Source organism: Pseudoxanthomonas sp. JBR18 (assembly GCF_028198165.1).
Taxonomy (GTDB): domain Bacteria; phylum Pseudomonadota; class Gammaproteobacteria; order Xanthomonadales; family Xanthomonadaceae; genus Pseudoxanthomonas_A.
Window position 1 is genome coordinate 2770256 of the sequence record NZ_CP116339.1, and the last position, 26983, is coordinate 2797238.

General features: G+C 69.6%; 22 protein-coding genes. 16 read left to right on the forward strand and 6 right to left on the reverse strand.

Features of this window, described 5'->3' with window-relative positions; translation table 11 throughout:
* Positions 1-66: 66 nt before the first annotated feature.
* Both PJ250_RS12480 and PJ250_RS12485 read left to right on the forward strand, forming a co-directional pair.
* Positions 67-1653 (forward strand): hypothetical protein, encoded by a 1587-nt coding sequence (locus PJ250_RS12480; RefSeq protein WP_271644892.1) that lies wholly within the window; start codon positions 67-69, stop codon positions 1651-1653.
* Between the two features lie 7 nt (positions 1654-1660).
* Entirely contained in the window at positions 1661-2533 is an 873-nt protein-coding gene (locus PJ250_RS12485) for an EcsC family protein (RefSeq protein ID WP_271644893.1), read from the forward strand.
* On the opposite strand, the gene PJ250_RS12490 is transcribed toward PJ250_RS12485, so the two are convergent.
* The gene (locus PJ250_RS12490) at positions 2534-4654 is read right to left on the reverse strand and encodes a glycosyltransferase (RefSeq protein WP_271644894.1); all 2121 of its coding nucleotides are present in this window, start codon (positions 4652-4654) and stop codon (positions 2534-2536) included. It lies immediately after the preceding gene.
* A 100-nt stretch (positions 4655-4754) separates the two neighbouring features.
* Between PJ250_RS12490 and mrcB the strand changes: the two genes are divergently transcribed.
* The 4 genes from mrcB to PJ250_RS12510 all read left to right on the forward strand — a co-directional run bounded on the left by mrcB (position 4755) and on the right by PJ250_RS12510 (position 11622).
* On the forward strand, positions 4755-7187 hold the full coding sequence (mrcB, locus tag PJ250_RS12495) for a penicillin-binding protein 1B (RefSeq protein WP_271644895.1): 2433 nt from the start codon (positions 4755-4757) through the stop codon (positions 7185-7187).
* A complete protein-coding gene (locus PJ250_RS12500; protein WP_271644896.1) occupies positions 7184-7708 on the forward strand; it encodes a hypothetical protein in 525 nt (174 codons plus the stop codon). Before mrcB ends, PJ250_RS12500 begins: the two co-directional genes overlap by 4 nt.
* Before the next feature lie 106 nt (positions 7709-7814).
* Entirely contained in the window at positions 7815-9827 is a 2013-nt protein-coding gene (locus PJ250_RS12505) for a DNA repair helicase YoaA (RefSeq protein ID WP_271644897.1), read from the forward strand.
* 157 nt (positions 9828-9984) lie between these two features.
* Positions 9985-11622, forward strand: a complete 1638-nt coding sequence (locus tag PJ250_RS12510) for an NAD+ synthase (RefSeq protein WP_271644898.1) — start codon at positions 9985-9987, stop codon at positions 11620-11622.
* A 75-nt stretch (positions 11623-11697) separates the two neighbouring features.
* On the opposite strand, the gene PJ250_RS12515 is transcribed toward PJ250_RS12510, so the two are convergent.
* Positions 11698-12576: an outer membrane protein assembly factor BamD gene (locus PJ250_RS12515; protein ID WP_271644899.1), complete on the reverse strand. Its 879-nt coding sequence runs from the start codon at positions 12574-12576 to the stop codon at positions 11698-11700.
* A 106-nt stretch (positions 12577-12682) separates the two neighbouring features.
* Between PJ250_RS12515 and rluD the strand changes: the two genes are divergently transcribed.
* Genes rluD through PJ250_RS12535 form a run of 4 tightly spaced genes read left to right on the forward strand, consistent with a single transcriptional unit; the run spans position 12683 to position 15455 of the window.
* A complete protein-coding gene (rluD, locus tag PJ250_RS12520; RefSeq protein ID WP_271644901.1) occupies positions 12683-13684 on the forward strand; it encodes a 23S rRNA pseudouridine(1911/1915/1917) synthase RluD in 1002 nt (333 codons plus the stop codon).
* Positions 13681-14448 (forward strand): peptidoglycan editing factor PgeF, encoded by a 768-nt coding sequence (pgeF, locus tag PJ250_RS12525; protein WP_271644903.1) that lies wholly within the window; start codon positions 13681-13683, stop codon positions 14446-14448. The genes rluD and pgeF overlap by 4 nt, the downstream gene beginning before the upstream one ends.
* Positions 14449-14461: 13 nt before the next feature.
* Positions 14462-15046, forward strand: coding sequence for a DUF4166 domain-containing protein (locus tag PJ250_RS12530; RefSeq protein ID WP_271644904.1), 585 nt, complete (start codon positions 14462-14464; stop codon positions 15044-15046).
* Complete coding sequence (locus PJ250_RS12535) at positions 15039-15455, forward strand: thiol-disulfide oxidoreductase DCC family protein (RefSeq protein WP_271644905.1); 417 nt, start codon at positions 15039-15041, stop codon at positions 15453-15455. Before PJ250_RS12530 ends, PJ250_RS12535 begins: the two co-directional genes overlap by 8 nt.
* An 88-nt stretch (positions 15456-15543) precedes the next feature.
* On the opposite strand, the gene PJ250_RS12540 is transcribed toward PJ250_RS12535, so the two are convergent.
* On the reverse strand, positions 15544-17103 hold the full coding sequence (locus PJ250_RS12540; protein ID WP_271644906.1) for a sodium:solute symporter family transporter: 1560 nt from the start codon (positions 17101-17103) through the stop codon (positions 15544-15546).
* A 297-nt stretch (positions 17104-17400) separates the two neighbouring features.
* On the opposite strand from PJ250_RS12540, the gene PJ250_RS12545 reads away from it, so the two are divergent.
* Both PJ250_RS12545 and PJ250_RS12550 read left to right on the forward strand, forming a co-directional pair.
* Entirely contained in the window at positions 17401-17871 is a 471-nt protein-coding gene (locus PJ250_RS12545; protein ID WP_271644907.1) for a DUF3574 domain-containing protein, read from the forward strand.
* A gap of 86 nt (positions 17872-17957) precedes the next feature.
* Positions 17958-18359 (forward strand): GNAT family N-acetyltransferase, encoded by a 402-nt coding sequence (locus PJ250_RS12550; protein WP_271644908.1) that lies wholly within the window; start codon positions 17958-17960, stop codon positions 18357-18359.
* A 12-nt stretch (positions 18360-18371) separates the two neighbouring features.
* Here the strand turns inward: PJ250_RS12550 and PJ250_RS12555 are convergent, their stop codons facing one another.
* A complete protein-coding gene (locus tag PJ250_RS12555; RefSeq protein WP_271644909.1) occupies positions 18372-19286 on the reverse strand; it encodes a DMT family transporter in 915 nt (304 codons plus the stop codon).
* 107 nt (positions 19287-19393) lie between these two features.
* Here PJ250_RS12555 and PJ250_RS12560 point away from each other — a divergent pair, with 107 nt between their 5' ends.
* From PJ250_RS12560 to PJ250_RS12570, 3 genes are all read left to right on the forward strand, one after another.
* Positions 19394-20317: a LysR family transcriptional regulator gene (locus PJ250_RS12560; RefSeq protein WP_271644910.1), complete on the forward strand. Its 924-nt coding sequence runs from the start codon at positions 19394-19396 to the stop codon at positions 20315-20317.
* Between the two features lie 62 nt (positions 20318-20379).
* Positions 20380-22002 carry a hypothetical protein gene (locus tag PJ250_RS12565; protein ID WP_271644911.1) on the forward strand — a complete coding sequence of 541 codons (1623 nt, stop codon included), beginning with the start codon at positions 20380-20382 and terminating at the stop codon, positions 22000-22002.
* A gap of 51 nt (positions 22003-22053) precedes the next feature.
* Positions 22054-22887 (forward strand): DUF3014 domain-containing protein, encoded by an 834-nt coding sequence (locus PJ250_RS12570; protein WP_271644912.1) that lies wholly within the window; start codon positions 22054-22056, stop codon positions 22885-22887.
* 22 nt (positions 22888-22909) lie between these two features.
* Here the strand turns inward: PJ250_RS12570 and PJ250_RS12575 are convergent, their stop codons facing one another.
* Entirely contained in the window at positions 22910-23617 is a 708-nt protein-coding gene (locus PJ250_RS12575; protein ID WP_271644913.1) for a glutathione S-transferase, read from the reverse strand.
* Between the two features lie 119 nt (positions 23618-23736).
* A complete protein-coding gene (locus PJ250_RS12580; protein WP_271644914.1) occupies positions 23737-24012 on the reverse strand; it encodes a GIY-YIG nuclease family protein in 276 nt (91 codons plus the stop codon).
* 193 nt (positions 24013-24205) lie between these two features.
* On the opposite strand from PJ250_RS12580, the gene clpB reads away from it, so the two are divergent.
* Positions 24206-26791 (forward strand): ATP-dependent chaperone ClpB, encoded by a 2586-nt coding sequence (gene clpB / locus PJ250_RS12585; protein WP_271644916.1) that lies wholly within the window; start codon positions 24206-24208, stop codon positions 26789-26791.
* Positions 26792-26983: the final 192 nt, after the last annotated feature.

Below are 26983 nucleotides of genomic sequence, written 5' to 3' on the forward strand. Positions count from 1 at the left end.
AGCCGGGGTGCCACGCGTTCAGCGTAGGGATCGGCTCATCACGCGCCCTGGCGGATACTGCGCGGCGTGAACCCGGTGTCCGACCAGCGTCCCGACGGCAGGATCGAGCCACGCATCGACTGGCCAGCGCCATCGACGATGGCCGATCCCGTGCGCGCCCGCGCGCCGGTGCGGCCTGTGCACGCGCGTCACCGGACATGGATCGCCGCTGCGGTGATCGTCGTGGTGCTGCTGGCCTGTGCGGTGGCCCTGCGCAAGCCGATCGCCGACCGGATGTGGCAGGGCGCGCATATCCAGGCATTGCTCGATCAAGGACACGTGGCGCTGGCACAAGGACACCTGACCGCTGCTGATGGCAGTGGCGCGCGGCAGCGGTTCGAGGCGGCGCTCGCGCTGGACAACGACCGCAGCGAAGCCCGGGCCGGCCTGGCGCAGGTCGGGCAGGCGGCGGTTGCCCAGGCCCATGCGGCCCTGCAGGCCAATGATCTGCCGGCGGCGCAGGACGCGCTGACCCTGGCGCGGCAGTTGCAGGTGCCGCGGGCGCAGTCCGATGCCATTGCCAGCGCGCTGCGCAAGCGCCAGGCCGATCGTGCCGGCGTCGGTGCGCTGATTGCGCAGGCGGTGGCCGCGCGTGAGGCGGGCCATCTCGACGGCGACCCCGGCGCGGCCCTGCCCCTGTTGCGCCAGATCCTGACCTTGCAGCCGGACAACACCATTGCCCTGGAGGCGCGGGAGGACCTGCTGTCGGACCAGTTGCAGACCGCACGGCGCGACATCCATGCCGGTCGCCTGGCGGAAGCCGCGCGCGCGATCGAACAGGCGCGCACCTACGATCCTGGCCACTACGACCTTCCCGAAACGCGTGCCGAGCTGTCCCGGGGGCTCGAGCGCGAGCGCGGACGCGCCGATGCAGCGCTGCGCGGCGGTCGCCTGGAACAGGCGGTGTCGACCTATCGTCGCGTGCTCGAAGCCTCGCCCGAGGACGGCGCGGCCACGCTGGGTCTGCAGAATGCGGCGGCCCTGTACGCGCAGCGGGCCGCGCGCCGGGCCGCGGATTTCGACTTTGCCCCGGCCGCTGAGGATCTGGCACAGGCCCAGGCGCTGGCGCCGAATTCCCAGGCCGTTGGCCAGGCCGAAGCGGCGATCGACCGCGCGCGTCGCAGCCAGGCGCGGCTGGATCAGACGACCCCGGCAACGCCGCAACGCCGTCGGCAGATCGGCGCGTTGCTAGCGGCCGCCGCCCGTGCAGAGGCGCGGGGCGACTGGATCGATCCCCCTGGGGAGAGCGCGTTCGACAAGCTGCGCGCGGCCCAGGCACTGGCCCCGGATGATGCGGACGTGCGGCGTGCCGCGCAGCGCCTGTTGCCGGACGTGCGGCGCTGCGTGGGGCAGGAATTGGCAGCCAATCGCGTACGCGCTGCGCAGGGCTGTCTGGATGCCTGGCAGGCCCTTTCGCCGGGTGATGAGGACCTGACGGCCGCACGGCGCCAGCTGGCGATGCGCTGGATCGACATCGGCACCGAGCGCCTGGGCGCGGGCGAGCTGGGGGTGGCCGGCGAGGCCCTGCAGCGCGCGCGCGGGCTGGATCGCAATGCGCCCGGGCTGGCCGACTTCGCCTCGCGCGTGGCGCATGCCCGCGCGGGTGGTGGCTGAGCTACCGATGCGCCGGGGCCCGTCCACGCCGCCCCCGCTTGCCGGGGAACTCATCCCCGGCGGCAGCGCCGGCACGCTGAGCCCCCAGGACCTGGAACAGCTGCGCCAAGCCGTGCAGCGGCTGGAAAATCCCAGCTTCGGCGCGCGTGTGGCCAGCGTGGTCGGCACGCCTGTGGAGAAGCTGCTGGGCTTCCTGCCGCGGCGCGCCAACACCGTGATCACCTACGCGGCGCGCAAGGCCATCGGCGCGGCCTTGCGGGTGTCGCTGACCACCATGGACACGCGGGTCAAGCCCGAGGGGGCACGCAAGTCTTCGGATTGGTGGCACCTGGGCGCCACGGCGGCCACCGGGGCGGTGGGCGGTGCCTTCGGCCTGACCGCCCTGGCTGTCGAGCTGCCGCTGACCACGACCATCATGCTGCGCTCGATCGCCGATATCGCCCGCAGCGAAGGGGCCGACTTGACCGATCCCGCCGTGCGACTGGAGTGCGTGCGGGTGCTGGCGATGGGGGGCAATTCGCCCACCGACGATGCCACCGAAGTGGGCTATTACGCCGCCCGCGAAGCCATGAGCCGCATGGTCTCCGACGCGGCCAGCCATGTCGCCCGGCACGGGCTGCAGAAGGAGGGCGCGCCGGTGCTGGTCGGCCTGGTCAAGGCCATCGCCGAGCGCTATTCCATCCAGGTCAGCGAGAAGGCCGCCGCACAGTGGGTGCCGATCCTGGGCGCGCTGGGCGGGGCCACGGTCAACTCGGTGTTCACCGACCACTTCCAGAGCATGGCGCGAGGACATTTCATCGTGCGCCGGCTCGAGCACCTGCACGGACCGGAGACGGTGCGCCGCGCCTACCTCGCCCTGGCGGCGCTGCTCGCGGACTGATTACGCGCTGGGCGTGGCGGCGTCGAAAAACACCCGGCGTACCGTCTCGCGCGCCGCCTCCAGCGAGAAGTGGCGGCGCACGTTGTCCAGGCCGTGCGCGGCCAGTGTGTCCCACAGCGCCGCATCATCGTGCAGGCGCACGATCGCATCGGCGAAGGCCTGCGCTGATTCCCCGACCAGCACGTCGCGTCCATCGGCCAAGTGCATGCCTTCCACCGCCATCGGCGTGGCCACTACCGGCAGGCCGTGCGCCATGGCTTGGTTGACCTTGCCCTTGACGCCGGCGCCGTAGCGCAGGGGCGCCACCGCGATGCGGCTGCCATCCAACAGCGGTTGCAGGTCGGGGACGTGGCCATGGACCAGCACCCCGTCGCGGCCGTGCAGGCGCGCGACCTGCGGCGGCGGATCGACGCCCACGACATGGAGGCGCAGTTGGGGCAATTGGGCGCGCACACGTGGCAGGATCTCGGCAGCGAACCAGACCACGGCGTCGACATTGGGCGGATGGTGGAAGCCACCCACGAATAGCAGGTCGGCGCGCTCGGCGAACGGCAGGCCGGGTTCGCCCAGGCGATGCAGATTGGAGAGGATCTCCACCTGGACCTGCGGCGCGGCGAGAGCCAGTGCCTCGCGTTCGACCGGGCTGACCACCAGCGTGGTGTCCGAGGCGGCCATCACCGCCAGCTCGCGTGCGCGGGTCGCCTGGGACTGGCGCAGCATGACCGCATCGCCACTGGCTTCGGCGCCACGCTGCTCGCGCAGATAATGCAGGTCCACCGTGTCGAATACGATGCGCGCCTGCGGGCCGTGGCGGCGGAGCAAGGGGATCAACGCGTCAGCGACGTAGTGCCGGCACAGCATGACGGCCGAGAAGCGGTGGCCGTGCTGCTGCAGCAGCCGTGGCAGGGCCTTGGCGAACGGGGCGTACCAGACTTCCACGCCCATGCGCTGGAGTGCTTCGGTATAACCCGGCGTGCGCGCCAGGTCGGATGCGACGAAGCACACATGCGACCCTTCTTCCTTCAGCAGCGCGATCAGGTTGACTAGGCGCAGCGAAGCCGAATCGCGATCAGGGCTGGGTGTCATCGAATCCACGATCAGCAACTGTCGCTGTCCTGCGTGCAGCGTCGAAGGCGAGGGCACAGTCCCAGGCGTCGGTTGCGCGACCAGCGCCTGGCGCCACTTCTCGGCGAAGATCACCGCGTTGCGCACCTGATAAGCCTTGATCCCGCTGCCGGTATCGGTGCCGGCCGTGGCGCCTTCGCGATGCACGACCACGGCCGCCGGCTGATAAATGACCTTGTAACCGGCCGCGCGCACCGCAAAGGCCAGGTCGGTGTCCTCGTAGTAGGCCGGCGCGTAGCGCGTGTCGAATCCGCCGATCGCGATAAACAAGTCGCGTGGAAGGGCGATGGCTGCCCTGGAGCAATCGTCCACCTCGCGTACGTAGGCATAGGGTGGATCATCAGGATTACCGTGCCGGCCATAACCGCACCGAGAACCGTCGGCGAAGACCACGCCGCCGGCTTCCTGCAGGCGGCCATCGGGATACACCAGTTTCGCCCCGGCCAGCCCGGTGCCCGGGTATTGGGCAAAGGTCTCCAGCAGCGCATCCAGCCAACCAGGTTGGGGCAGGGTGTCGTTGTTGAGGAACACCACGTACTCGCCCCGCGCCAGCGCAGCGCCGTCGTTGCAGGCGGCGATGAATCCGCCGTTGCGTGCGCGCAGGTGGTAATGCAGGCCGTCCACCTGCTTCAGGCAGGCGGCGGTGTCGTCGGGCGACCCGTCGTCGACCACGATGATCTCCACCGGCACCTGTGGTGGCCGCGCGGCCAGGGCGCGTAAGCAGTCCACGGTCATCTGCAACTGCCCGTACACCGGAATGACGATGCTGGCGCGGGGCGTGGCGGCACAGGGCACGGAGAACGGCGCAAAGGGTGCCGAGGCCGGCAGCCACCGCGGTTCAGCGGGCGGGGGCCGGGTCAGGCGGCCGGACAGGCGTTCCCACGCGCGACGGGCCGTCGGGGCCACGCCCCGGGTGCGCGCGCTGGCCAGCAGGCGGCGCAGGGTCGATGCCGCACGCGTGAACAGGAAGCGTGCGTCGTCCAGCAACATCGGCATCGGGGGACCTAACTCCAGCTGATCAAGGGGGTGCCCGGCGCCTCGGCCGCCGCACGGGCTGCGATAGACTCGCCAGTCCATTTCATTGTCGCATCCTTAAGTGGCCCGCAAAGACGACGAACACGGCGCCGACGACGCGTACGAGCACTCCGGCAAATCCGCCTCTCCGTGGCGCAGCCGCCTGATCACCGTGGTGTTGGGCCTGTTGGCCCTGGCGCTGGGGTTCCTGATCCCCTACGTGGCCTACCTGAATCACCAGGTGACCGAACGTTTTGGCAACCTGCAGTGGCAGGTGCCCACCCGGGTCTATGCCCGCCCGCTGCCGCTGGCGCCGGGTCAGGCGCTGGATGCGGACACGTTGAAGACCGAGTTGGACGCGGCCTCCTACCAGGACGACGGCACCGGCGAACTGCCCGGCACCTACGCGCGTAGCGGCAACCGATTCACCATCTCCAACCGCGGCTTCACCGACGTGGACCACATCATCCCGCCGATGCGTCTGCAGGTGGTGCTGTCCAACGGCACCGTGCTGGGGGTGCGCGACGTGCGCCGCGGCCGCAACATCACCTCGGCGCGGCTGGACCCGGCGCGCATCGCCACCCTGTACGGCAAGTCCCAGGAAGACCGCAGGCTGGTCCAGCTGGAGGACGTGCCCGAGCTGCTGGTGACCGGGCTGCAGGCGGTCGAGGACCGCGATTTCGCGACCCACCACGGCATCGACCTGTCCGGCATGGCGCGCGCGGCCTGGGAATTCGTCCGCTCCGGCGGCCAGGTGCGCCAGGGCGCAAGCACCCTGACCCAGCAGCTCGCCCGCAGTGGCCTGCTGGGCATCGGCCGCGAGCAGACCCTGACCCGCAAGTTCAACGAGATCCTCTATGCGCTGATCCTGGAGGCGCGCTACGACAAGCGCACCATCCTGGAGGCCTATTTCAACCAGGTGTACTGGGGCCAGCGTGGCGGGCAGGCCGTGCACGGCGTGGCCGCCGCCTCGGAGTTCTGGTTCGGGCGTGACCTGGACAGCCTGTCCACCGAGCAGGTCGCCCTGCTGATCGGCATCGTCAAGGGGCCGTCCTATTACGATCCGCGCCGGCATCCCGAGCGCGCCAAGGAGCGTCGCGACCTGGCCCTGCGGCGGATGCTGGCCACGACGCTGATCGACAAGAAGGAGTTCGATCGCGCCAGTGCGGCACCCCTGGAAGTCACCCGCGATCCGGGCTTGAACGCGGCCAACCGCTTCCCGGCCTATGTGGACCTGGTCCGCCGCCAGTTGGCGCACGACTACCCCGAGGGCGCCCTGCGCGGGGCCGGCCTGACCGTCATGACCGGCATGTCGCCCTCGGCCCAGGCCTACGCCGAAGGCGCGGTCAAGCACACCCTCGGCCAGCTGGAGAAGGGCAAGCGGCCGCCGCTGCAGGCCGGGCTGGTCGTGACCGACGTGCACAACGGCGATGTGTTGGCGGTGGTCGGCAATCGCCACGTCACCGAACCGGGGTTCAATCGCGCCGTGGAAGCCCAGCGCCAGGTCGGCTCGCTGATCAAGCCGTTCGTCTATCTGCTGGCCCTGGCCCAGCCGGACACCTGGTCGCTGGCCAGCTGGGTCGAGGATGCGCCGATCACCGTGCCGCTGGGGCGCGGAAAGTCCTGGTCGCCGGACAACTCGGATAACCGCAGCCATGGTCGCGTGCGGCTGATCGACGCCTTGGCCCATTCCTACAACCAGGCCACCGTGCGCGTGGGCCTGAAGGTCGATCCGCAGCGCGTGGCCGACGTGCTCAAGGTCCTGGCCGGCATCCAGGCGGCGCCCAATCCCGCGCTGATCTTGGGCGCCACCGATCAGAGCCCGTACGCGATGGCCCAGGCCTACCAGTTCCTGGCCTCCGGTGGGCAGATCCAGCCCCTGCACGCCGTGCGTGGGGTGATCGACGCGCAGGGCCGGGTGCTCAACCGCTACGACAAGACGCCCGCAGCTGCGCAGGAGGGGGACTCCATCGCGGCCCATCTGGTCACCGTGGCCCTGCAGGACGTGGTCACCGAAGGCACTGGCCGGCAGTTGCTGTCCGATGGCCTGGGCCGGCTGTCGCCCGCCGGCAAGACCGGCACCAGCAACGACGGCCGCGACAGCTGGTTCGCCGGCTATACCGGCGATCACCTGGCGGTGATCTGGATGGGCAACGACCAGAACAAGGAAACCGGCCTGTACGGCGCCACCGGCGCGATGCGGGTGTGGGCCGGTATTTTCTCCCGTCTGCCCAGTGCGCCGCTGCAGGTCTCCAGCAAGGGCTTGGATTACGCGTGGGTGGCCGACTCGGCCGCCACCGATGCCAGCTGCCCGGGCGCACGGCGCTTCCCGTTCGTGGCCGGGCATGCGCCGGCCTACGCGGACTGCCAGCAGTACACCCTTCCCAGTGACGGCGACACGGACGGAGGAGGTGGCGGCTGGCGTCGCTGGTTCGGCCTGCCACCGAAGAAGGACGAGGAGCCGCCGCCGGCCCACTCGCTGCCCACCCCCTCACCCAACCAGAGCCCGCTATGAGTCCCCTGCGCCGTCTGTTGCTGATCAGTCTGGCCGTGCTGCCGGTCGCAGCCTGCGTCACCGAGCCCACCCCGGCGCCGGTGCCGGTGGCGCCGCGCGTCACGCCGACCCAGGCGCTGACTGCGGTAATGGCGGCCGGCAAGTCCGATGATCGCGAGCTCTCGGTCCAGCCGTTGATCGATCCGCAAATCCAGGACCTGCGTGACACCGCCGATGCCGCCAAGGCGCGGGCAGACTGGTCCGGTGCGGCCGACGCGCTGAACCAGGCGCTGCTGCTCAGCCCGGAAGATCCGACCCTGCTGCAGGAGCGGGCCGAAGTCGCCCTGGCCCTGGGCGAGTGGGAGCGCGCCGAGACCCTCGCGCGCAAGGCCCTGGACCTGGGCTCCAAAACCGGCCCGCTGTGTCGGCGCCACTGGGCGACCATCGAGCAGTCGCAGCTGGCCCGTGGCGAAGATCAGAACGCGGCCTCGGCGCATGCGCAGATCGCCAGCTGCACCGTCGCCGGCTTTGACCGGATGTGAGATCCGTACCGATGACCTGCCGCGGCGCCGGCCCTGGCCTGCGCCGAGCCGCAGGCCAGGGCCGGCGCCGTGGGACGACACGGCGGACCGGGCACCTGAGCTCGCGATGTCCGCTCTGACTTCCCTGGCGATCGACGCCCTGCAGACCGGCGGCGCGCTGGCCCAGCGGCTGGACGGCTTCGTCGCGCGCGAGGCTCAGCAACGGCTGGCCGCCGCGATCGCCGAGACGCTGGACGCCCGCGACACCCTGCTGGCCGAAGCCGGCACCGGCACCGGCAAGACCTTCGCCTACCTGGTGCCGGTGCTGCTGTCGGGGGCCAAGGCCATCCTCTCCACCGGCACCCGGGCCCTGCAGGACCAGCTGTTTCATCGCGATCTGCCGCGGGTGCGCGCTGCGCTGGGTGTGGGCCACAGCGCGGCGTTGCTGAAGGGGCGGGCGAACTACCTGTGCCGTTATCGCTTGTCCCAGGCGCGCGGCGAACCCCGCTTCACCAGTCGCGAACAGGCCGACCAGTTCCAGCGCATCGTGGTGTGGAGCGGGCGCACCCGCTATGGCGACATGGCCGAGCTGGAGTCCCTGCCCGAGGACTCGCCGCTGTTGCCGATGGTCACCTCGACCGTGGACAACTGCCTGGGCACCGAGTGTCCGTTCTGGGACGACTGCTTCGTGGTCCAGGCCCGGCAACGGGCGCAGGCGGCCGACGTCGTGGTGGTCAACCATCACCTGTTGCTGGCCGATCTGGCCCTCAAGCAGGAAGGCTTTGGCGAGATCCTGCCCGGCGCGCAGGCCTTCGTCATCGACGAGGCGCACCAGTTGCCGGAACTGGCGGCGAACTTCTTTGGCGAGGGCTTCGGCATGCGCCCGCTGCAGGAACTGGTGCGCGATGTGGTGGCCGAAAGCCGCGCTGTGCCGGGCGCGCTGGCCAGCGTCGAGCCACTCGCGCGCCTGCTCGACCAGGCGCTGCGCGAGCTGCGCCTGGCCATGGAGCCACTGCCGCCGCGCGGCACCCGCCAGCGCGCGCTGGGCAGCGCGGCGCTGCGCGAAGGCTTCGACACGCTGGTGCTGTCCCTGCAGGACCTGGGCCGGGCGCTAGCTCCGCTGGCGTCTTCCTCGCCGGGCCTGGATGCCTGCGCCGCGCGCGGGCGCGACATCGAAGGCCGGCTGTTGCGCTGGTTGGGCGACCCGTCCGCCGATGAGCCCTCGCCAACGCCGCGCGGTGGCGAGGTGCCGTCGGCCGATCACCAGGACTTCCCGCTGGCACCGGATGAGGTGGCGCACGCTGGGTCGACCGACGTGTTCTGGTACGAGCTGACCCCGCGCGGCTTCCGCTGCCAGCGCACGCCGCTGGATGTCTCCGGGCCGCTGCGCCAGCATCGCGAGGCCTCGCATGCGGCCTGGATCTTCACCTCGGCCACGCTGGCGGTCGGCGGGGGCTTCGACCACATCGCCCAGCGCCTGGGCCTGGACGATCCGCACACGCTGCTGCAGCCCAGTCCGTTCGACTGGCCGCGCCAGGCCCTGTGTTACCAGCCGCCGGGCCTGCCCGATCCCAATGCGCGTGGCTATGGCACCGCGCTGATCGCCGCCTTGCTGCCGGTGCTGCACGCCTCCAATGGACGCGCGTTCCTGCTGTTCGCCTCGCACCGGGCGCTGCGCGAGGCCGCCGAAGCCCTGCGCGACGCGCCTTGGCCGCTGTTCGTGCAGGGGCAGGCGCCGCGCGCCACGCTGCTGCAGCGCTTCCGCGAGTCCGGCAATGGCGTGCTGCTGGGGTCGGCCAGTTTCCGCGAAGGCGTGGACGTGGTCGGCGAGGCCTTGAGTGTGGTGGCCATCGACAAGCTGCCCTTCGCCGCGCCCGACGATCCGGTGTTCGAGGCGCGGCTGGAGGCGATCCGCAACGCCGGCGGCAATCCCTTCCGCGACGAACAACTGCCGCAGGCGGTGATCGCGCTCAAGCAGGGCGTGGGCCGGCTGATCCGCAGTGAATCGGATCGCGGCGTGCTGGTGCTGTGCGATCCGCGGCTGTCCACCAAGCCCTACGGACGCGTCTTCATGCAGTCGCTGCCGCCGTTCGCCCGCACCCGCGAGGTGGGCGAGGTCGAGGCCTTCTTCGGCAAGTAGCGTCGCCAGACGGGACAGGCTTGGTGGACGCCGCCATGGCGGCGATCCTGGGCGTAACCGGGAAAGCTTCATCGCCGCCATGGCGGCTCCCACGAAGGCGACTGGGATGTTCTGAAATAATGGCGGCGTCCGCTTTCGCACACGCACCAGGTGACCCATGCCCGCAACGCTTCGCATCGCTATGGCCCAGTTCGATTATCCGGTCGGCGACCTGGCGGGCAATACCCGGCGCATCCTCGAGCAGATTGCCGTGGCTCGCGACGAATACGGCGCCGACCTGGTGCTGTTCCCGGAGCTGGCGCTGAGCGGCTATCCGCCGGAAGACCTGCTGATGCGTCCTTCCTTCCTGGCCGACTGCCACGCGGCCATGGACGAGGTCGCGGCCGCGACCCACGGCATCACCGCCGTGGTCGGTTGGCCGGAAAGCGCCGGCAGCATCCTCTACAACGCCGCCTGTGTGCTGCGCGACGGCAAGATCATCGCCAACTATCGCAAGCGCGAACTGCCCAACTACAACGTCTTCGACGAGCGTCGCTATTTCCACGTCGATCCGGACGGGGGCCCATGCGTGTTCGAGGTCAAGGGGGTGCCGGTGGGCCTGGTGATCTGCGAGGACCTGTGGTTCGCCGAGCCGCTGGCCGATACCGCCAACGCCGGGGCCGAGCTGGTGTTGGTGCCCAATGCGTCTCCGTTCGAGCACGACAAGCACGCCCAGCGCGATGCGCTGTTGGCCTTGCGCAATCGCGAGACCGGCGTGGCGCTGGCCTACCTCAACGTGGTCGGGGGGCAGGACGCGCTGGTGTTTGACGGGGCCTCGGTGGTCGCCAGTGGCAACGGCGATATATCCCCGGCCGCGGCGGCCTTCACCGAGCAGTGGCTGGTGGTGGATTACGACGCAGCCACCCGTGGCTTCACGCCCGTACGCTGGATGGACGAGGGTGACGAAAGCCGCGATGCCCTGGCCTGGCGCGCGGTGACGCGTGGCATCGCCGACTACTGTGGCAAGAACGGTTTCGGCAAGGTCTGGGTGGCGCTGTCCGGCGGCATCGATTCGTCCATCGTGCTGGCCATGGCAGTCGATGCGATGGGCGCGGACAACGTCACCGCCGTGCGCCTGCCATCGCGCTACACGGCCGGCCTGTCCAACGCGCTGGCCGAGGAGCAGTGCCGGGCGTTGGGCGTGCGCATGGAGACGGTAGAGATCGAGGGGCCGTTCAAGGGCTTCCTGCAGGCGCTGGGGCCACTGTTCGAGGGGCGCGAAGCCGACACCACCGAGGAAAACCTGCAATCGCGCACGCGCGGGGCAATCATGATGGCCTTGTCCAACAAGTTCGGCGGACTGCTGCTGACCACCGGCAACAAGAGCGAGTACGCGGTCGGCTACGCCACGATCTACGGCGATATGTGCGGCGGCTACGCGCCGATCAAGGACCTGTACAAGACCGAGGTCTTCGCCCTGGCGCGCTGGCGCAACACGGTGGGCGGCGCGCCGGTGATCCCGCAGGCGGTGATCGACCGCCCGCCCTCGGCCGAACTGCGCGAGAACCAGCTCGACCAGGATTCCCTGCCACCCTACGACGTGCTCGACGCGATCCTGCTGCGTTATGTCGACCGCGAGCAGTCGCGCGAGGAGATCATCGCCGCCGGCTTCGACGCCGAGGTGGTCAACCGGATGCTGCGCCTGGTCCGGATCAACGAGTGGAAGCGTCAGCAGGCCGCGCCCGGACCCAAGGTTTCGCTGCGTGCCTTCGGTCGCGAGCGTCGCTATCCGATCAGCAACCGCTACCCGGCCTAGTTTCAGGCGGCGTGAGACGAAAACGAAGAAGGGGCCTTGCGGCCCCTTCTTTCATTGCGCGGGTCGGTCCACCGATCAGTGGCCGTGCGCCTCTTCGTTGTCCAGCGCCGACTTCTCGCTGGCGAACGGGTTGAGCTTGCGCCAGTTGCCCGGGTAGTCGGGCCACTTGCCGGCCAGCCACGGATGCTGCGGATCGTTGAGTTCCAGCACGCGGCGGGCGTCGTCGGCCAGGGTCTTGTTGCCCAGCTTGGTGTAGGCCTCGGCCAGGGCGGCGATTGCGTCGTACTGGAACTCGCTCTGCGGATAGGTTTCCAGGATGTACTTGGCCCGGGTCACCGCCGCGGTGTAGGCGCCGCGGTGCAAGTAGTACAGCGCGGTTTCCATGTCGTGGCGGGCGAAAGTATTACGCAGCTGGATCATGCGCTCACGCGCGTCGGCGGCGTAGCGGCTGTTCGGATAGCGCTCAGTGACGGTGTTGAAATCGCTGTAGGCCTGCATCGGCGTGGACAGGTCGCGGCGGCTGGAATCCAGGCTCCAGACCTTCTGCAGGAACACCGTGTCGCGGTTGGAGTTGGCCAGGCCACGCAGGTAGTACATGTAGGGCACGTTGCGCTGGGTCGGATAGGTGCGCAGGAAGCGGTCGATGCTGGACACCGCCTCTTCCATCTTGCCGGACTTGTACTGGGCGTAGGCGATTTCCATCTGCGCCTGCTCGGTGTACGGACCGTAGGGATACTGGGCGATCAGCGCCTGGAACTGGCGCTCGGCACCGCTCCAGTTGCCGCGCGTCATCGCGGTATGCGCCTCGCTGTAGATCGCCTCCACCGGACGCGATTCCCGGGCCTTGTCCTTGCTATTGCGACCACAGCCGGTGGCGGCGAGGGCGGCCACCAGAAGCAGGAGCACGATGCGGACGGTGTTGCGGGTGAACGGAGCTGCGAAACGCTGGGACATGGGCAGGCGGGCGGGCCGCATCGGGGAAACGAAGGGGCGATGATAGCCTAGGCGGCTGCCGGGCCATGAATGTCCGGTCAATCAACACCGCAGGCCCCTTGACCAAATGACCGCTGCTGCAGACGACGACGCCCTCGATTCCCCCGCCGCCGAGGGTCCGCGCACCGCGCAAGTGCCGGTCAACGCCGCTGGGCGCCGGTTCGACGCGGTCCTGGCCGAATTGTTCCCCGAGTTCTCCCGCTCGCGGCTGGCCGAGTGGATCAAGTCCGGCGATGCGCGCCTGGACGGTGAAGTCGTGCGCCCACGCGACCCGGTCACCCCCGGGCAGGTGGCCAGCCTGCAGGTGGTGATTGAGACCCAGACTCACGCCCTGCCCGAGGACATCCCGCTGCAGGTGCTCTACGAGGACAGCGAGGTCATCGTGCTGGACAAGCCGGCCGGGCTGGTGGTGCATCCGGGCGCGGGCAACCACACCGGGACCCTGGTCAACGCGCTGCTGTTCCACGATCCGGCGCTGTCGGCGCTGCCGCGCGCGGGCATCGTCCATCGCCTGGACAAGGACACCTCGGGGGTCATGGTCGTGGCGCGCACGCTGCAGGCCCACACCTCGCTGGTGGCCCAGTTGTCCGCGCGCCAGGTGCATCGCCAGTACCTGGCCGTGGTGGTCGGGGCAATGGTGTCCGGGGCGACCGTGGATGCGCCGATCGATCGCCATCCGCGCGACCGCCTGAAGATGGCCGTGCGCGAGGACGGCCGCGAGGCGGTGACCCATTACCGCCTGCGCGAGCGCTTCCGGGGTCACACCGCCGTGGAGTGCCGCCTGGAAACCGGCCGCACCCACCAGATCCGCGTGCACATGGCGCATGCGCGTTTCCCGATCGTCGGCGACCCGCTCTACGGCGGTCCGCTGCGCCTGCCGCGCGGGGCCACCGAGGCGCTCAACGCGCAGCTGCGCGGCTTCCGCCGCCAGGCACTGCACGCCGAAACCCTCGAGTTCGTGCATCCGGCCACCGGCGAGCCGGTGCGCACCAGCGCCCCGGTGCCCGCCGACATGCTGGACCTGCTCGCAGCCCTGCGCGAGGACACGGCCGCGCACAAGGGGCGATGAACGCGCTGCTGCCCGCCGACTGGCCCGCACCGCCGGGCGTGAGCGCGCTAGTAACGCTGCGTCATGGCGCCGGTGGTTCGGCCGCGCCATTCGACACCTTCAACCTGGGCAACCGGAGCGCCGCCACCGGCGACGACCCGGCCCAGGTAGAGGCCAATCGCGCGGAACTGGCGGCGCTGGCCGACTTGCCGTCGTTGCCGCAGTGGCTGCGCCAGGTGCACGGCACCGGGGTGGTGCGCATCGATGCGCCGTTGTCCGCGCCGCGCGCCGCTGCGGACGAGCCCCAGGCCGATGCCGCCGTGACCAGCGCGCCCGACGTGGTCCTGGCGATCCTCACCGCCGACTGCCTGCCGGTGGTCTTCGCCGCGGTCGACGGTAGCGAAGTTGCCGCCGCGCACGCGGGCTGGCGCGGGCTAGCCGACGGCGTGCTGGAGCGTACTGTCGCGGCCATGCGCACGCCTGCCGCCCAGGTGCGCGCCTGGCTGGGGCCGGCGGCCGGCCCGCAGGCCTACGAGATCGGCGTGGAGGTCTTCGAGGCCTTCATCGCCGCCGATCCGCAGGCCGCGACCGCTTTTGCCTCGACCCGGCCGGGCCACTGGAACGTCGATCTGTATGCCCTGGCGCGGCGACGCCTGGCTGCGGCCGGCGTGGTCGATGTCCACGGCGGCGGCCTGTGCACGATCAGCGACCCGGGCCGGTTCTACTCGCACCGGCGCGATGCGCGCACCGGGCGCATGGCCACGCTGGCCTGGCGGTCGGGCTGAGGATCGATTGCGCATGGAAGCGAGCCTCTGGTCAGACGTCGATTCCGCGCCGGGTTCCGCCGCGCCTCCTCTTTTTGCCCGCGTGCTCGGCCAGGAGGCGTTCGCACGATTGCCGGCGCCGGTGCGTGCCCTGCACGATGCGCAGCAGGACACCTGTTGGGCCGGAAGCGGGGAGGTGATCCGCGGCGGCCATCCGCTGATCCTGCCGCTGGCCTGGGCGGCCCGGCTGCCTCCGGCCGGCGTCGTTCCGGTGCGCGTGGGATTCGTGCGCGCCGGCGGTCTTGAGCGCTGGCAGCGGCGCTTCGGCCACCACCGCATGGACTCGACGCTCTGGCAGCACGGTCGGCTGCTGCGCGAGCGCCTCGGGCTGGTGACCTTCGATTTCAGCCTGCGCGCGGACGCGGCAGGGCTGGTCTGGTCGGTGGAGGCGGTGCGGACCTGTGGAGTCCGCTTGCCGCGGCGCTGGTTCGCCAGGACGCGCGCCTTCGAGTCGATGGACGCCGGCGTCTATGTCTTCGACGTGGACGTGGTGCTGACCTGGGTCGGCCTGCTGGTGCGTTACCGCGGACGACTCCAGCCGGGCTGCCCCGATGCGTGAGGATGCGTCCCTCCCCGCAGGCGCCGTGATCGTCTTCGACGGCACCTGCGTGCTCTGCAATGGCTGGGTGCGGTTCCTGCTGCGCCACGACCGACGCGGTCGATATCGCTTTGCGGCGATGCAGGGTTCCAGCGGACGGGCGCTGCTGGCGGCGCATGGGCTGGATCCTGAGGATCCCGCCTCGTTCCTGCTGGTCGACGCGCAGGGCATGCGCACCGATACCGCAGCCATCGTGCGGGTCTTGGTCGGGCTCGGCGGTCTGTGGCGGCTGGCGCTGCTGGCCCGCGTGCTGCCACGAGGCTTGGGGGATGCGGGCTATCGCTTCCTGGCGCGTCGGCGCAAGCGCTGGTTCGGGAGCACGGCCTGCACGGTGCCCAGCCCCGAGCAGCGCGAGCGCTTCCTGGACTGAACGCCGCAGGTCGCGGCGATTCGACGCATCACCTCACCGAGCCGGCGCACGCGCACTTGGTGGCGCGTCGCCCTTGATGAAAAGGCGGCTAGCGCAGCACGACCAGAATGACGGCGGTCAGCACCAGCACCAGCGCGATGCCGACGGCGACATCCTTGGGAATGTGGGTCAGGCCCGGACGGGCGTCGGCCAGGATCTCCTGGCCATCGGCATCGGGACCGTCGGCCGCGCCCAGCTTCCACATCCAGAATGTGGTCAGCAGCGCGGTGGCCACGCACAACACGCCGCCCATGATGGTGAAGTGCAGGGTGATGACCTCGGTCTCGCGCAGCACGAACAGCACCGCGCTCAGCGCGTGGCCGCAGGCCAGGCCGCGCAACGCCGCCGAAGCGCCCAGGCGCTTGACCCACAGCCCCATCAGGAACACCGCCACCAACGGCGAGGCGACGAAGGCGAAGACCTGCTGCAGATAGGCCCACAACCCGGAGAAGTGCTGGATCATCGGCGCCCACAGCGCGGCGATCATCGCGATCACCAGGGTCACCAGGCGGCCGGTCCAGGCCAGCTGGGTCGGCGAGAGATGCGGCTTCTTGGGCCGCACGAAGTCCAGGGTGACCAGGGTGGCCGCCGAATTGAGCGTGGCCGAGACGGTGGACATCAGCGCGGCGATCAGACCGGCCAGGATCAGGCCGGTGACGCCGGCCGGGGTGAAGTTGGACACCATGGCCGGGAACACTTGGTCGGGATGCTCCAGGCCGGGCAGCAGCACGCTGGCCATCGCGCCGGGGATGGTCATCAGGAAGATCGGCAGCAGCTTGAGCGTCGCGGCGATCACCGCGCCACGCCCGGCGGTTTCCACATCGCGCGCGCCCAGCACGCGCTGGATGACGTACTGGTTCATCGTCCAGTAGTAGAAGCCTACGATCGGCACGCCGGTGATCAGGCCCAGCCATGGCACGCCGGGATCGTCGAGCGGGCGGATCAGCGAGAGTTTCTCCGGGCTGACCTGGGCCACCACGTTGGACCAGCTGTAATCGAACTTGCCGAACACGATGAAGCTCAAGCAGGCCGCGCCGGCCAGCAGCACCACGCCCTGCATTACGTCGGTGTAGACCACCGCACGCAGGCCGCCGCAGGCGGTGTACACCGCAGTGAACGCGGCGATGGTGATGCACACGCTCCACAGATCGAACATCGGCAGGAACGTGGTGACGATCAGGCCGCCGGCATACAGCGTGCCGGCCGTGTCCAGCACGATGGACAGGAACAGCGTGATCACCGACAGATACTTGCGCAGGCGCGAATCGAAACGCCGCTCCATCAGCTCGGGCATGGTCGAGACCTTGGCCCGCAGCAGCACCGGCATGACGAAGATCGCGGTGAAGATCAGCACCACGCCGGCCATCCACTCGTAGTTGGCGGCCGAGATGCCCGTGCTGTAGGCCGCGCCCGGCAGCCCGACCAGCGTGTCGGAGGAGATGTTGGAGGCGAACAGCGACACACCCACCGCGATGGGCCCCAGGCTGCGGCCTGCGAGGAACAGTTCGTCGGAGGACGCGGACTTGCGCGTGGCCGAGAAGCCGATGATCGCCGTCAGCAGGAAGTAGCCCGCGATGACCCAGTAGTCGAGTGTTGAGAGGTGCGCCATGGCCCCACGTCATCTGGTGAGATTCATTCAGGGAAGCACGATCGCGCGCCGCGATGCAAATGCGCGCCGCACGCGCAAAGGCCTGAAACAAGCCCTTTTACGCACATGCGTGACACGTACGGGGGCAGGCCATGATCATCGCCGCAAGGCAACATGCGCATCGCACGGACGAGGGCGCCGGAGCTTGCTTGCCATGGTGTGAAGCCCGCGCCGCCGCCTGCACGGCGGTCTCGGCCATGGCGCGTCCTTCGCCTTGGTGGCACGCTCTGTCGCCGTCCCCTGATGCAAGAACCCTTCATGTCCATGCGATCGACGTTGCTGGCGATGACCTTGGCACTGTTGTCCGCCTGCGCGGTCCAGCCCACCCGCTCCAGCCAGACCACGGCCGCGATGCAGGGCGACGCCGCGCGCCCGGCGCAGGCCGCCGGCTGGGTCCGCAGCGAGCTGTATTTCGGCGTGGGCGCCGACGACGGTGTGGCCGACCGTCCGCAGGATGCACCGATCGGCCAGGCGCAGTGGCGCGCCTTCCTGGACAAGGAAGTGACTCCGCGGTTCCCCGATGGACTGACCGTGTTCGATGCCTACGGACAGTGGATGTTCCGTGGCGCCCCGGCGCCGAACCGGCTGAAGACCAAGGTGCTGGTCATCCTGCATCAGGACACGCCGCAACACCGGGCCGACATCGAAGCCATCCGCCTGGCGTGGAAGCAGGCCACCGGCCACCAGTCGGTGCTGTGGGCGCGCATACCGGTGGAGGTCTCGTTCTGAGCATCACCGCCGCGCCGTTTGAGATCCGACCCGATGACCTGAGCGGTGCACAGATCCGTGCGCTGCTGGAGTAACACCTGCGCCAGATGCATGCCCACTCGCCGCCGGGCAGCGTCTTCGCGCTGGACCTGACCGGCCTGCAGGCACCGGGCATGCGCGTGTGGAGCGCGTGGCGCGGCGATGCGCTGGTCGCGGTGGGCGCGCTCAAGGACTGGGGCGACGGCACCGGCGAGCTCAAGTCCATGCGCACCCACCCCGACCACCTGCGCCAGGGCGCGGCCGCCGCCGTGCTGGAACACATCATCGGACAGGCGCGTGCACTGGGCCTGCATCGGCTGAGCCTGGAGACCGGCTCGGGCGAGGCTTTCGAGCCGGCGCTGGCACTGTACCGGCGGCGCGGCTTTGCCAACGGGCCGGCGTTTGGCGACTACGTCGCCAGCGACTTCAACCAGTTCCTGCATCTTCGGATTGAAGCAGCATCGCGCTGAGCGGATGCCACGTCATGCCGGTTCGCGTAACGCTCGCCTGGCGGAGGCGCTTGGCATTGGCATGACCGCCAGCAGCGCGGCGCCGACGATGAGGGCCGCGCCGGCCCAGCCCCAGCTGCCGAGCCGGTCGCCCAACCACAGCGCGCCGAACAGGGCGCCGAAGGCCGGTTCGCAGCCGCCCAGCACCGCCACGCGGGTCGCGCTGCGGTGGCGCGCGCCCAGGTTCTGCGCACCGGTGGCGAACAGGGTGCAGCCCAGCACCAGCCAGGCCAGCGGCAGCCACAGGTTTTCGACGGTGTCGGGATGCCAAACGGTGCGCAGGGATCCGGGCAGGACGAGCAGGGCCAGCAGCGCGCCCAGGGCGACCACGCCGGACTGCACGCCGGTCAGGGCCAGGGCGGGCACCGGACGGCGCAGCATCTGCTGGCGGGTCAGCACGCCCAGCGCGCTGCGGCTGACCGCGGCGGCCAGCAGCAGCCCATCGCCCAGGCGCAGATGCAGGCCGCCGTCGGTGGTCAGCAGCACCACGCCGCCCAGCGACACCGCGCACGCCACCGTCTCGGGCAGCGTAGGGCGACGTCCCAGCCAGGCCCACTCGGCCAGCGGCGTCAGCACCAGGCACAGGCTGATCAGCAGAGCAGCGTTGGCGGCACTGGTGTGCAGGACCCCCACGCATTCCAGCGTCAGGGTCACCAGCATCAGTGCGCCCAGCACAGCCAGCCGCAGCCAATCGGTGCGCGGCAGGCGCAGGCGCAGCCACGCCGGGGCCAGCAGCAGCGACGCCAAGCCAAAGCGCAAGACCAGCAGCATCGCCACCGGCACCCAGTGCAGGGCGGACTGGGTGACGCCATAGCTGGTGGCCCAGACCAGGGCGGACAGGACGAGCAACAGGTCGGGCCAGCTCAGAGGGGCGCGGGAAGTTGGCATGAAGGCCTCGGGAGGGGGCGGACACGCAGTCTCCATCCTTGCCAATGGATAGATAATCCGGATCTGATGCACATCACCTGTGTGCTTGAGGCAACAATCGAGGCGCCGTGGACGACATCGACCTGATCCCCCTGTTGCCGGACATGGCGGCCTTCGTGCAGGTGGCCGAAGCCGGCAGCTTCTCGGCCGCCGCGCGGCGACTCGGCGTGACCCCCTCGGCGGTCAGCCGCCAGGTCCAGCGCCTGGAGCGCGCGCTGTCGGTGCGGCTGATCGAGCGCTCCACCCGCCAGCTGCGGCTGAGCGATGCCGGCGAGGCCGTCTGTGCCCGCTGCCGCGACATGCTGCAGGCGGCGGCCGCCGCGGTGGGCTCCGCCGGCCAGCTGCAGGCCGCTCCGCGTGGGCTGGTACGCCTGAGCGCGCCGGTGGCTTATGCGCGGCACCGGATCCATCCGCATGTCCCGGAGTTTCTCGCGCGCTATCCGCAGGTGGACCTGCAACTGCTGCTTCTGGACCGGCTGGTGGACCCGATTGCCGAGGGCGTGGACCTGGTGGTGCGGGTGACCGAGCAACCGTTCGAGGGCTGGGTGGCACGCGCGCTGCATCGGGTCGAACACGTGCTGTGCGCTGCGCCGGATTACCTGCGCGCGCACGCTGAGCCGGACCATCCCCGGGCGCTGGCCACGCATCAGTGCCTGCACCTGGGCGAGTCGCGCCAGGATCAGCGTTGGCAGTTCACCCGGGGCAGCGAGCGGGCGCGGGTAGAGGTGCATGGGCGCTATCCGGCCAATCACAGTGCGGTGCGCGCCGAGGCCGCCGCAGCCGGTCTGGGCATCGCGTCGCTGCCGGATTTCGTGGCCAGTCCGTGGCTGGCCGATGGCCGCTTGCGGCGGGTGCTGGCGGACTGGACGTTTCATCCGCCGGTCTACGCCGGGACCGCGTGGCTGATGTATCCGCCCAACCGCTACCTGCCGCCCAAGGCACGCGTGCTGATCGACTTTCTGGTCGAGCGGCTGGCCGCGCCTTGCGCGTGACGTTGTCCGGCAGGGTGACCAGCGCCTAGGATCGACAGCTTCCCCGCGTCGGCGCCACCTGCATGCCTGCTTCCGCTCCCCGTTCCCCGGCGCCCGCGCGCTGGTTCGTTCCTGGCGACCTCAACGGCTTTTTCGGCCTAGTGGTCGACAACCTGTCCATCCTGGGCTTCATCGCGATGGCGCTGGTGGGGATGTTTCAGTTTCCCGCCGAGGTGGTGTTCGGTCGGATGTTCCCCGGCACGGCCTTCGGCGTCCTGGTCGGCAACCTGGCCTACACGGTGATGGCGCGCCGCCTGGCCCGGCGCACCGGACGCAGCGATGTCACGGCCATGCCGCTGGGCCTGGATGCGCCGACCAGCATCGGCATGGCGCTGCTGGTGCTGGGCCCGGCCTTCTGGACCTTCCGCAACCTCGGCATGGACGCGCACGCAGCGGCGATAGAGACCTGGCACTTGGGCATGGCCGCGCTAGTGATCATGGGCGGACTCAAGCTGGTGCTGTCGTTCTTCGGCGAGGCGGTGACCCGCGCCCTGCCGCGCGCGGCGCTGCTGGGCTCCATCGCCGGCATCGCGCTGGTGCTGATGGGGCTGCTGCCGCTGCTGGAAACCCTCAAGTCGCCCGTGGTGGGACTGCTGACCCTGGGCTTGCTGCTGTACGTGCTGATCGCAATGGGACGTTTGCCGGTGCGCCTGCCCGGGGTGCTGGTCGCCTTTTTGATCGGGACCGCGCTGTATTACCTGTTGGGGCTGTCCGGCCTGGGCGTGCCGGGCTTCGCGGTGCCGACCTTCACCGCACCGCATGTCGTGCTGCCCTGGCCCTCGCTGGGCTTCATCGACGGGATGCCGCATGCGCTGCCATACCTGCCCTTGCTGCTGCCCTTCGGGCTGTTGATGGTTGTCGGCGGCATCAACGTCTCCGAGAGCGCGCGCGCGGCCGGCGATGACTACCGCACCCGCGACATCCTGCTGGTCGAGGCGATGGCCACGCTGGTGGCCGGCGTGTGCGGCGGCGTGGCCCAGACCACGCCCTACATTGGCCAGCCGGCCTACAAACACATGGGCGCGCGCAGCGGGTACACGCTGCTGACCGGGCTGTTCATCGGCATCGGCGGCATGTTGGGCATCGTCTCGATGCTGGTGCAGTGGCTGCCGCTGGCCGTCCTCTCGCCGATCATCGTCTACGTGGCCATCGACATCACCACCCAGGCCTTCGAGGCCACCCCGCGCCAGCATGCCGGGGCGATGGTGCTGGGCTTCCTGCCTTCGGTGGCCTACCTGTTGCTGATCAAGGCGCAGGGCTGGGTGCCGGCCGACCGCATGGACTACCTGCTGGCCACGCCGGATGCGCATGGCCTGTCGGAAATGGCGGTCATCAAGCTGCTGGGCAATGGATTCATCATCACCTCGATGCTGTGGATCGGGGCGGTGGTGGCGATGATCGACGGGCGCCTGCTGCGCGCCGGCGCGTTCTGGCTGGTCGCCGCCGCGATGACCCTGTTCGGGCTGATCCACTCGGTCGCCGCGGGCGGCGGCATCTACGTCCCCTGGCAGGTCCATGGCCTGCCGCGCACGATGATGCTGCAGTTCGCCGGTGCCTATCTGGCCCTGGCGGCCCTGATGTGGGGCCTTTCGCGCCTGCATCGGGCCGGGCCCGCCGAACCCGTCCAGGGCACCGACGGAACCTAGGCGAACCGACGCGGTCAGAAGATGTTCTTGCTTCACCAGGACATCCGCATCATGCAATCCAGATCTTCCCGTTGGCCCTGGCTCATCGTCGTCGTTGTCGTGGTGGGCGCCGGCTGGTGGCTGTTCCGGCAGAACATGCCCCAGGACACGCCCGCCGCGGAGGCTCCCGCATCTGTGCCAGCTCCCACCGCGCCCTCGTCCTCGACGCCGCCTGCTCAACAGGTGCCGCAGATCCAGCACCCCATCGCCGATGCCGTGGCCGATGGCGCCGATGCGGCCGATGCCGCCGCCCCCGCGTTGCCGGCGCTGGGCGACAGTGACGCCGGTGCGTGGGACGCGCTGGCCCAGGCGGCCGGCACTGCGCCGGGCCTGGACCTGCTGCTGCGCGACCGCCTGATCCCACGCCTGGTGGTGATGATCGATAACCTGACCCTGCCCAGCCTCAGCCAGCGCGCCATGGCGATCAAGCCGGTGCCGGGCAAGCTGGCGGTAGAGCAGGCCGACACGGCGACGACCATCGCCACTTCCAACGCCCAGCGTTACGCGCCCTACGTGCAGGCTTTCACCCAGGCCGACCCCACTACGCTGGTGCGCGCCTACAAGCGCTTCTATCCGCTGTTCCAGCAGGCCTATGTGGACCTGGGCTATACCAACGGCTATTTCAACGATCGCTTGGTGGCGGTCATCGACCATCTGTTGCAGGCACCCGAACCGACGCAGCCGCCCGCGCTGGAGCTGGATGCCAAGGGTCGCTATCGCTACGTCGATCCGGTGCTGGAAGGCCTGTCGGTCGGACAGAAGGCCCTGGTGCGAGTGGGGCCGGAGCAGGAGCGGGCGGTCAAGGCTCAGCTCAAGGCGATGCGCGCCGCGCTGACTCGGATGTGATCGCCGCCGTCGGGCGCCGCCTTCAGGCGGCGTCCAATTCCGGGTAGTGGCGGAAGATTCCGTTGGTGTTGAACGCCACGCGTCGCTCCGAGGCCAAGTAGGCCGCGATGCCGGGGCGCTGCTCGACCCGGTCGGCCAGTGCGTGCAGCAGCGGCAGGTCGGGCGCCAGGGTCGCCATGCGTTTAGGGAACATGTGCGCGAGTCCGCGCATCAGCTGGAACAGCGACAGATCCACGTAGGAATGCTGGCGCAGGGCGTGCTTGCCTCCGCCGTCTTCCACCACGCTCTCGAAATAGCCCAGGAACTTGGGCAGGCGGTTTTCCCGCAGTTCCTGCGCCCGCCGCTTCGCCTCGGGTCGCTGGTCCTCGTAGTACAGCGAGGTGGCGACCGGGTGATGGGTGTCGTGCACTTCGGCCACCAGGTCGGCGATGGTCAGCTGCAGCTGCAGGGCCTGGATGCGCCGCGATTCCGCGTCGGGCACCAGCTCCAGCGTGGGGCCCAGGAAGTGCAGGATGTTGGCCACCTGGGCGATCACCAACCGTCCGGCCTTGAGGAAGGGCGGTGCGAACGGACGTGGACCTTCGTGGCGACCTTGCAGGAACGCCTGCATCACCCCGTCGCCCTGCTCACGTGCCACGTCGGTGTAGTCGGCGCCGGCATCCTCCAGCGCCAGGCGGACGAATTCGCCGCGCCCCTGCAGGCCGGTCCAGTAGTACAGGTGGTAGTGCATCGTGACGTACCCGGTGGTGGAGGGAGTTCGAGGCTAGTGGGCCCGGCGCCACCGCGCCGTGATCCAGATGCCCTTTGGCGACATCGCGCGATGTCGCGCTCGGCTACGCACGTCGGGCTTCAGGAGGCGGCCACGAGCGATGATCCCTGCAACCAGGCCAGCTTGGCGGCCCGTGGCAGCTGCTTGAGCGCCCACTCGGCGCGCGAGGCGCTGGCGCGATCCGGATAGCTGCGACTGCCGAGGATGCGCAGGGGCGGGTGGGCACGGGTGTAGCGTGCACCGCGCCCGGCCAGGTGCGCGGCGAAGCGGGCTTCCAGGTTGTTGGTGATGCCGCAGTAGTAGCTGCCGTTGCGACATTCCAGCAGATACAGGCACCAGGGCGCGGTCTCGGGCATGGGCCGATTATGCGGCGGACGGGCCTGGCGGCGACATTGCGCCGGATCAAGGCCGCGCACGCAGGGCGGGGCGAGGATGGGGCCACCTGCAGACGTGGCGACGCGGTCTCACCGGACCTTGAAACACGCCACGTCAACGCCATCTCAGGATCATTGCCGGCCGCGCCGGCCACTCACTTTCGAGGATTTCCCCATGCGGATGGACAAGCTCACCTCGCGCTTCCAGCAGGCCCTGGCGGATGCGCAGTCGCTGGCCGTGGGCCGCGACCACAACCTCATCGAACCGGTGCACCTGCTGGTGGCGCTGCTGGACCAGTCCGGCGGCTCCACCCGCCCGCTGCTGGCCCAGGCCGGCGTCAATGTGCCAGTGCTGCGCGAGCGCCTGGGCGAGTCGCTGGAGGCGCTGCCCAAGGTCACCGGCCAGGCCGGCAACCTGTCGATCGGCAACGACCTCTCGCGCCTGCTCAACGTCACCGACAAGCTCGCCCAGCAGCATGGCGATGCCTTCATCGCCAGCGAGTGGTTCGTGCTGGCCGCCGCCGAGGACAGTGGCCCGCTGGGCGTGGCCCTGCGCGCGGCCGGGGGCGACAAGCAGAAGATCGCTGCGGCGATCGAGAAGGTGCGCGGCGGCGAGACCGTGCAGAGCGAGAACGCCGAGGACCAGCGCCAGGCGCTGGAGAAATACACCATCGACCTGACCGCGCGTGCCGAGGAAGGCAAGCTGGACCCGGTGATCGGCCGCGACGAGGAAGTGCGCCGCACCATCCAGGTCCTGCAGCGTCGCACCAAGAACAACCCGGTGCTGATCGGCGAGCCTGGCGTGGGCAAGACCGCCATCGTCGAAGGCCTGGCCCAGCGCATCGTCAACGGCGAGGTGCCCGAAAACCTGCGCAACAAGCGTGTGCTGTCCCTGGACATGGGCGCGCTGATCGCCGGGGCCAAGTTCCGCGGTGAGTTCGAGGAGCGCCTGAAGGGCGTGCTCAACGACCTGTCCAAGAGCGAAGGCCAGATCATCTTGTTCATCGACGAGCTGCACACCATGGTCGGCGCGGGCAAGGCCGATGGCGCCATGGACGCGGGCAACATGCTCAAGCCGGCGCTGGCGCGCGGCGAGCTGCACTGCATCGGTGCCACCACGCTGGACGAATACCGCAAGTACGTGGAGAAGGACGCCGCGCTGGAGCGCCGCTTCCAGAAGGTCTTCGTCGGCGAGCCAACGGTGGAGGACACCATCGCGATCCTGCGCGGCCTGAAGGAGCGCTACGCGGTCCACCATGGCGTGGAGATCACCGACCCGGCCATCGTCGCGGCGGCCACGCTGTCCAACCGCTACATCGCCGATCGCCAGCTGCCGGACAAGGCCATCGACCTGATGGACGAGGCCGCCAGCCGCATCCGCATGGAGATCGACTCCAAGCCGGAGGAACTGGACCGCAAGGAGCGCCGCCTGATCCAGCTCAAGATCCAGCGCGAGATGTTGAAGAAGGAAAAGGACCCCGAGTCGGCCAAGCGCCTGGCCGACCTGGAGGCCGACATCGATACGCTGGAACGCGAGTTCTCCGACCTCAACGAGGTGTGGAAGTCGGAGAAGGCCGCGCTGCAGGGCGCGACCAAGATCAAGGAGCAGATCGAGGCGGCCAAGGTGGAACTGGAAGGCGCGCAGCGCCGCCAGGACTACGCGCGCATGAGCGAGATCCAGTACGGCGTGCTGCCGCAACTGGACAAGCAGCTCGCCGCCGCGCAGGCCGCCGAACAGCAGGACTTCAAGCTGGTCCAGGACCGGGTGACCGCCGAGGAAATCGCCGAGGTCGTCTCGCGCTGGACCGGCATCCCGGTGAGCAAGATGCTGGAGGGCGAGCGCGAGAAACTGCTGCAGATGGAACAGCAGCTGCACACCCGCGTGGTCGGCCAGGAAGAGGCGATCAAGGTCGTGTCCGACGCGGTGCGCCGCTCGCGCGCCGGACTGGCCGATCCCAACCGCCCGGGCGGTTCGTTCCTGTTCCTTGGTCCGACCGGCGTGGGCAAGACCGAGCTGTGCAAGGCGCTGGCCGAGTTCCTGTTCGACTCCAGCGACGCGATGATCCGCATCGACATGAGCGAGTTCATGGAGAAGCACTCGGTCGCGCGGCTGATCGGCGCGCCTCCCGGCTATGTCGGCTATGAGGAGGGTGGCTACCTGACCGAGGCGGTGCGCCGTCGTCCATACTCGCTGATCCTGCTCGACGAGGTGGAGAAGGCGCACGGCGATGTGTTCAACATCCTGCTGCAGGTGCTCGACGACGGCCGCCTGACCGATGGCCAGGGCCGCACCGTGGACTTCCGCAACACCGTCATCGTGATGACCTCCAACCTTGGCTCGCACCAGATCCAGGAAATGAGCGGCGACGATTCGCCCGAGGCCTATGTGCAGATGAAGGCCTCGGTGATGGGCGTGGTGCAGGCGCACTTCCGCCCCGAGTTCATCAATCGGCTGGACGACATCGTCGTGTTCCACCCGCTGGACAAGGCGCAGATCCGCCAGATCGCCAGGATCCAGCTGCGCGGACTGGAGTCGCGGCTGCACGAGCGTGGCATCGCCCTGGAGGTGTCCGATGGCGCGTTCGACCTGCTGGGCAATGTCGGATTCGATCCGGTGTACGGTGCGCGCCCGCTCAAGCGTGCGATCCAGCAGCAGCTGGAGAACCCGCTGGCCTCCAAGATCCTCGGCGGCGAATTCGGCGCCGGCGACACGGTCAAGGTCGATGCCGCAGGCGGGCAGCTGGTGTTCGCCAAGGGATAAGGAAAGGCCCCGCGCACGCGGGGCCTTTTTCTTCCGCGACCGGATCGGGGACGGACGGCGCTGGGACGCGACTCGCCGCGGTGCGGCCTTCGGCACGAACGGCGGAGGCCATGGGGTTCTGGCGGCCAGGTCTGCCATGTGGGGATGGGTAGCGGGCCATTGAGCGGCTTTTTCCTCCCGCCCGCGGCGCGG

What these genes read in the sequence shown, in the direction of transcription:
- PJ250_RS12485 (WP_271644893.1), top strand. Translation starts at nt 1,661, where the DNA reads ATGCGCCGGGGCCCGTCCACGCCGCCCCCGCTTGCCGGGGAACTCATC.
- PJ250_RS12490 (WP_271644894.1), bottom strand. Translation starts at nt 4,654, where the DNA reads ATGCCGATGTTGCTGGACGACGCACGCTTCCTGTTCACGCGTGCGGCA.
- PJ250_RS12500 (WP_271644896.1), top strand. Translation starts at nt 7,184, where the DNA reads ATGAGTCCCCTGCGCCGTCTGTTGCTGATCAGTCTGGCCGTGCTGCCG.
- PJ250_RS12505 (WP_271644897.1), top strand. Translation starts at nt 7,815, where the DNA reads ATGTCCGCTCTGACTTCCCTGGCGATCGACGCCCTGCAGACCGGCGGC.
- PJ250_RS12510 (WP_271644898.1), top strand. Translation starts at nt 9,985, where the DNA reads ATGCCCGCAACGCTTCGCATCGCTATGGCCCAGTTCGATTATCCGGTC.
- PJ250_RS12515 (WP_271644899.1), bottom strand. Translation starts at nt 12,576, where the DNA reads ATGTCCCAGCGTTTCGCAGCTCCGTTCACCCGCAACACCGTCCGCATC.
- rluD (WP_271644901.1), top strand. Translation starts at nt 12,683, where the DNA reads ATGACCGCTGCTGCAGACGACGACGCCCTCGATTCCCCCGCCGCCGAG.
- pgeF (WP_271644903.1), top strand. Translation starts at nt 13,681, where the DNA reads ATGAACGCGCTGCTGCCCGCCGACTGGCCCGCACCGCCGGGCGTGAGC.
- PJ250_RS12530 (WP_271644904.1), top strand. Translation starts at nt 14,462, where the DNA reads ATGGAAGCGAGCCTCTGGTCAGACGTCGATTCCGCGCCGGGTTCCGCC.
- PJ250_RS12535 (WP_271644905.1), top strand. Translation starts at nt 15,039, where the DNA reads ATGCGTGAGGATGCGTCCCTCCCCGCAGGCGCCGTGATCGTCTTCGAC.
- PJ250_RS12540 (WP_271644906.1), bottom strand. Translation starts at nt 17,103, where the DNA reads ATGGCGCACCTCTCAACACTCGACTACTGGGTCATCGCGGGCTACTTC.
- PJ250_RS12545 (WP_271644907.1), top strand. Translation starts at nt 17,401, where the DNA reads ATGTCCATGCGATCGACGTTGCTGGCGATGACCTTGGCACTGTTGTCC.
- PJ250_RS12550 (WP_271644908.1), top strand. Translation starts at nt 17,958, where the DNA reads ATGCATGCCCACTCGCCGCCGGGCAGCGTCTTCGCGCTGGACCTGACC.
- PJ250_RS12555 (WP_271644909.1), bottom strand. Translation starts at nt 19,286, where the DNA reads ATGCCAACTTCCCGCGCCCCTCTGAGCTGGCCCGACCTGTTGCTCGTC.
- PJ250_RS12565 (WP_271644911.1), top strand. Translation starts at nt 20,380, where the DNA reads ATGCCTGCTTCCGCTCCCCGTTCCCCGGCGCCCGCGCGCTGGTTCGTT.
- PJ250_RS12570 (WP_271644912.1), top strand. Translation starts at nt 22,054, where the DNA reads ATGCAATCCAGATCTTCCCGTTGGCCCTGGCTCATCGTCGTCGTTGTC.
- PJ250_RS12575 (WP_271644913.1), bottom strand. Translation starts at nt 23,617, where the DNA reads ATGCACTACCACCTGTACTACTGGACCGGCCTGCAGGGGCGCGGCGAA.
- PJ250_RS12580 (WP_271644914.1), bottom strand. Translation starts at nt 24,012, where the DNA reads ATGCCCGAGACCGCGCCCTGGTGCCTGTATCTGCTGGAATGTCGCAAC.
- clpB (WP_271644916.1), top strand. Translation starts at nt 24,206, where the DNA reads ATGCGGATGGACAAGCTCACCTCGCGCTTCCAGCAGGCCCTGGCGGAT.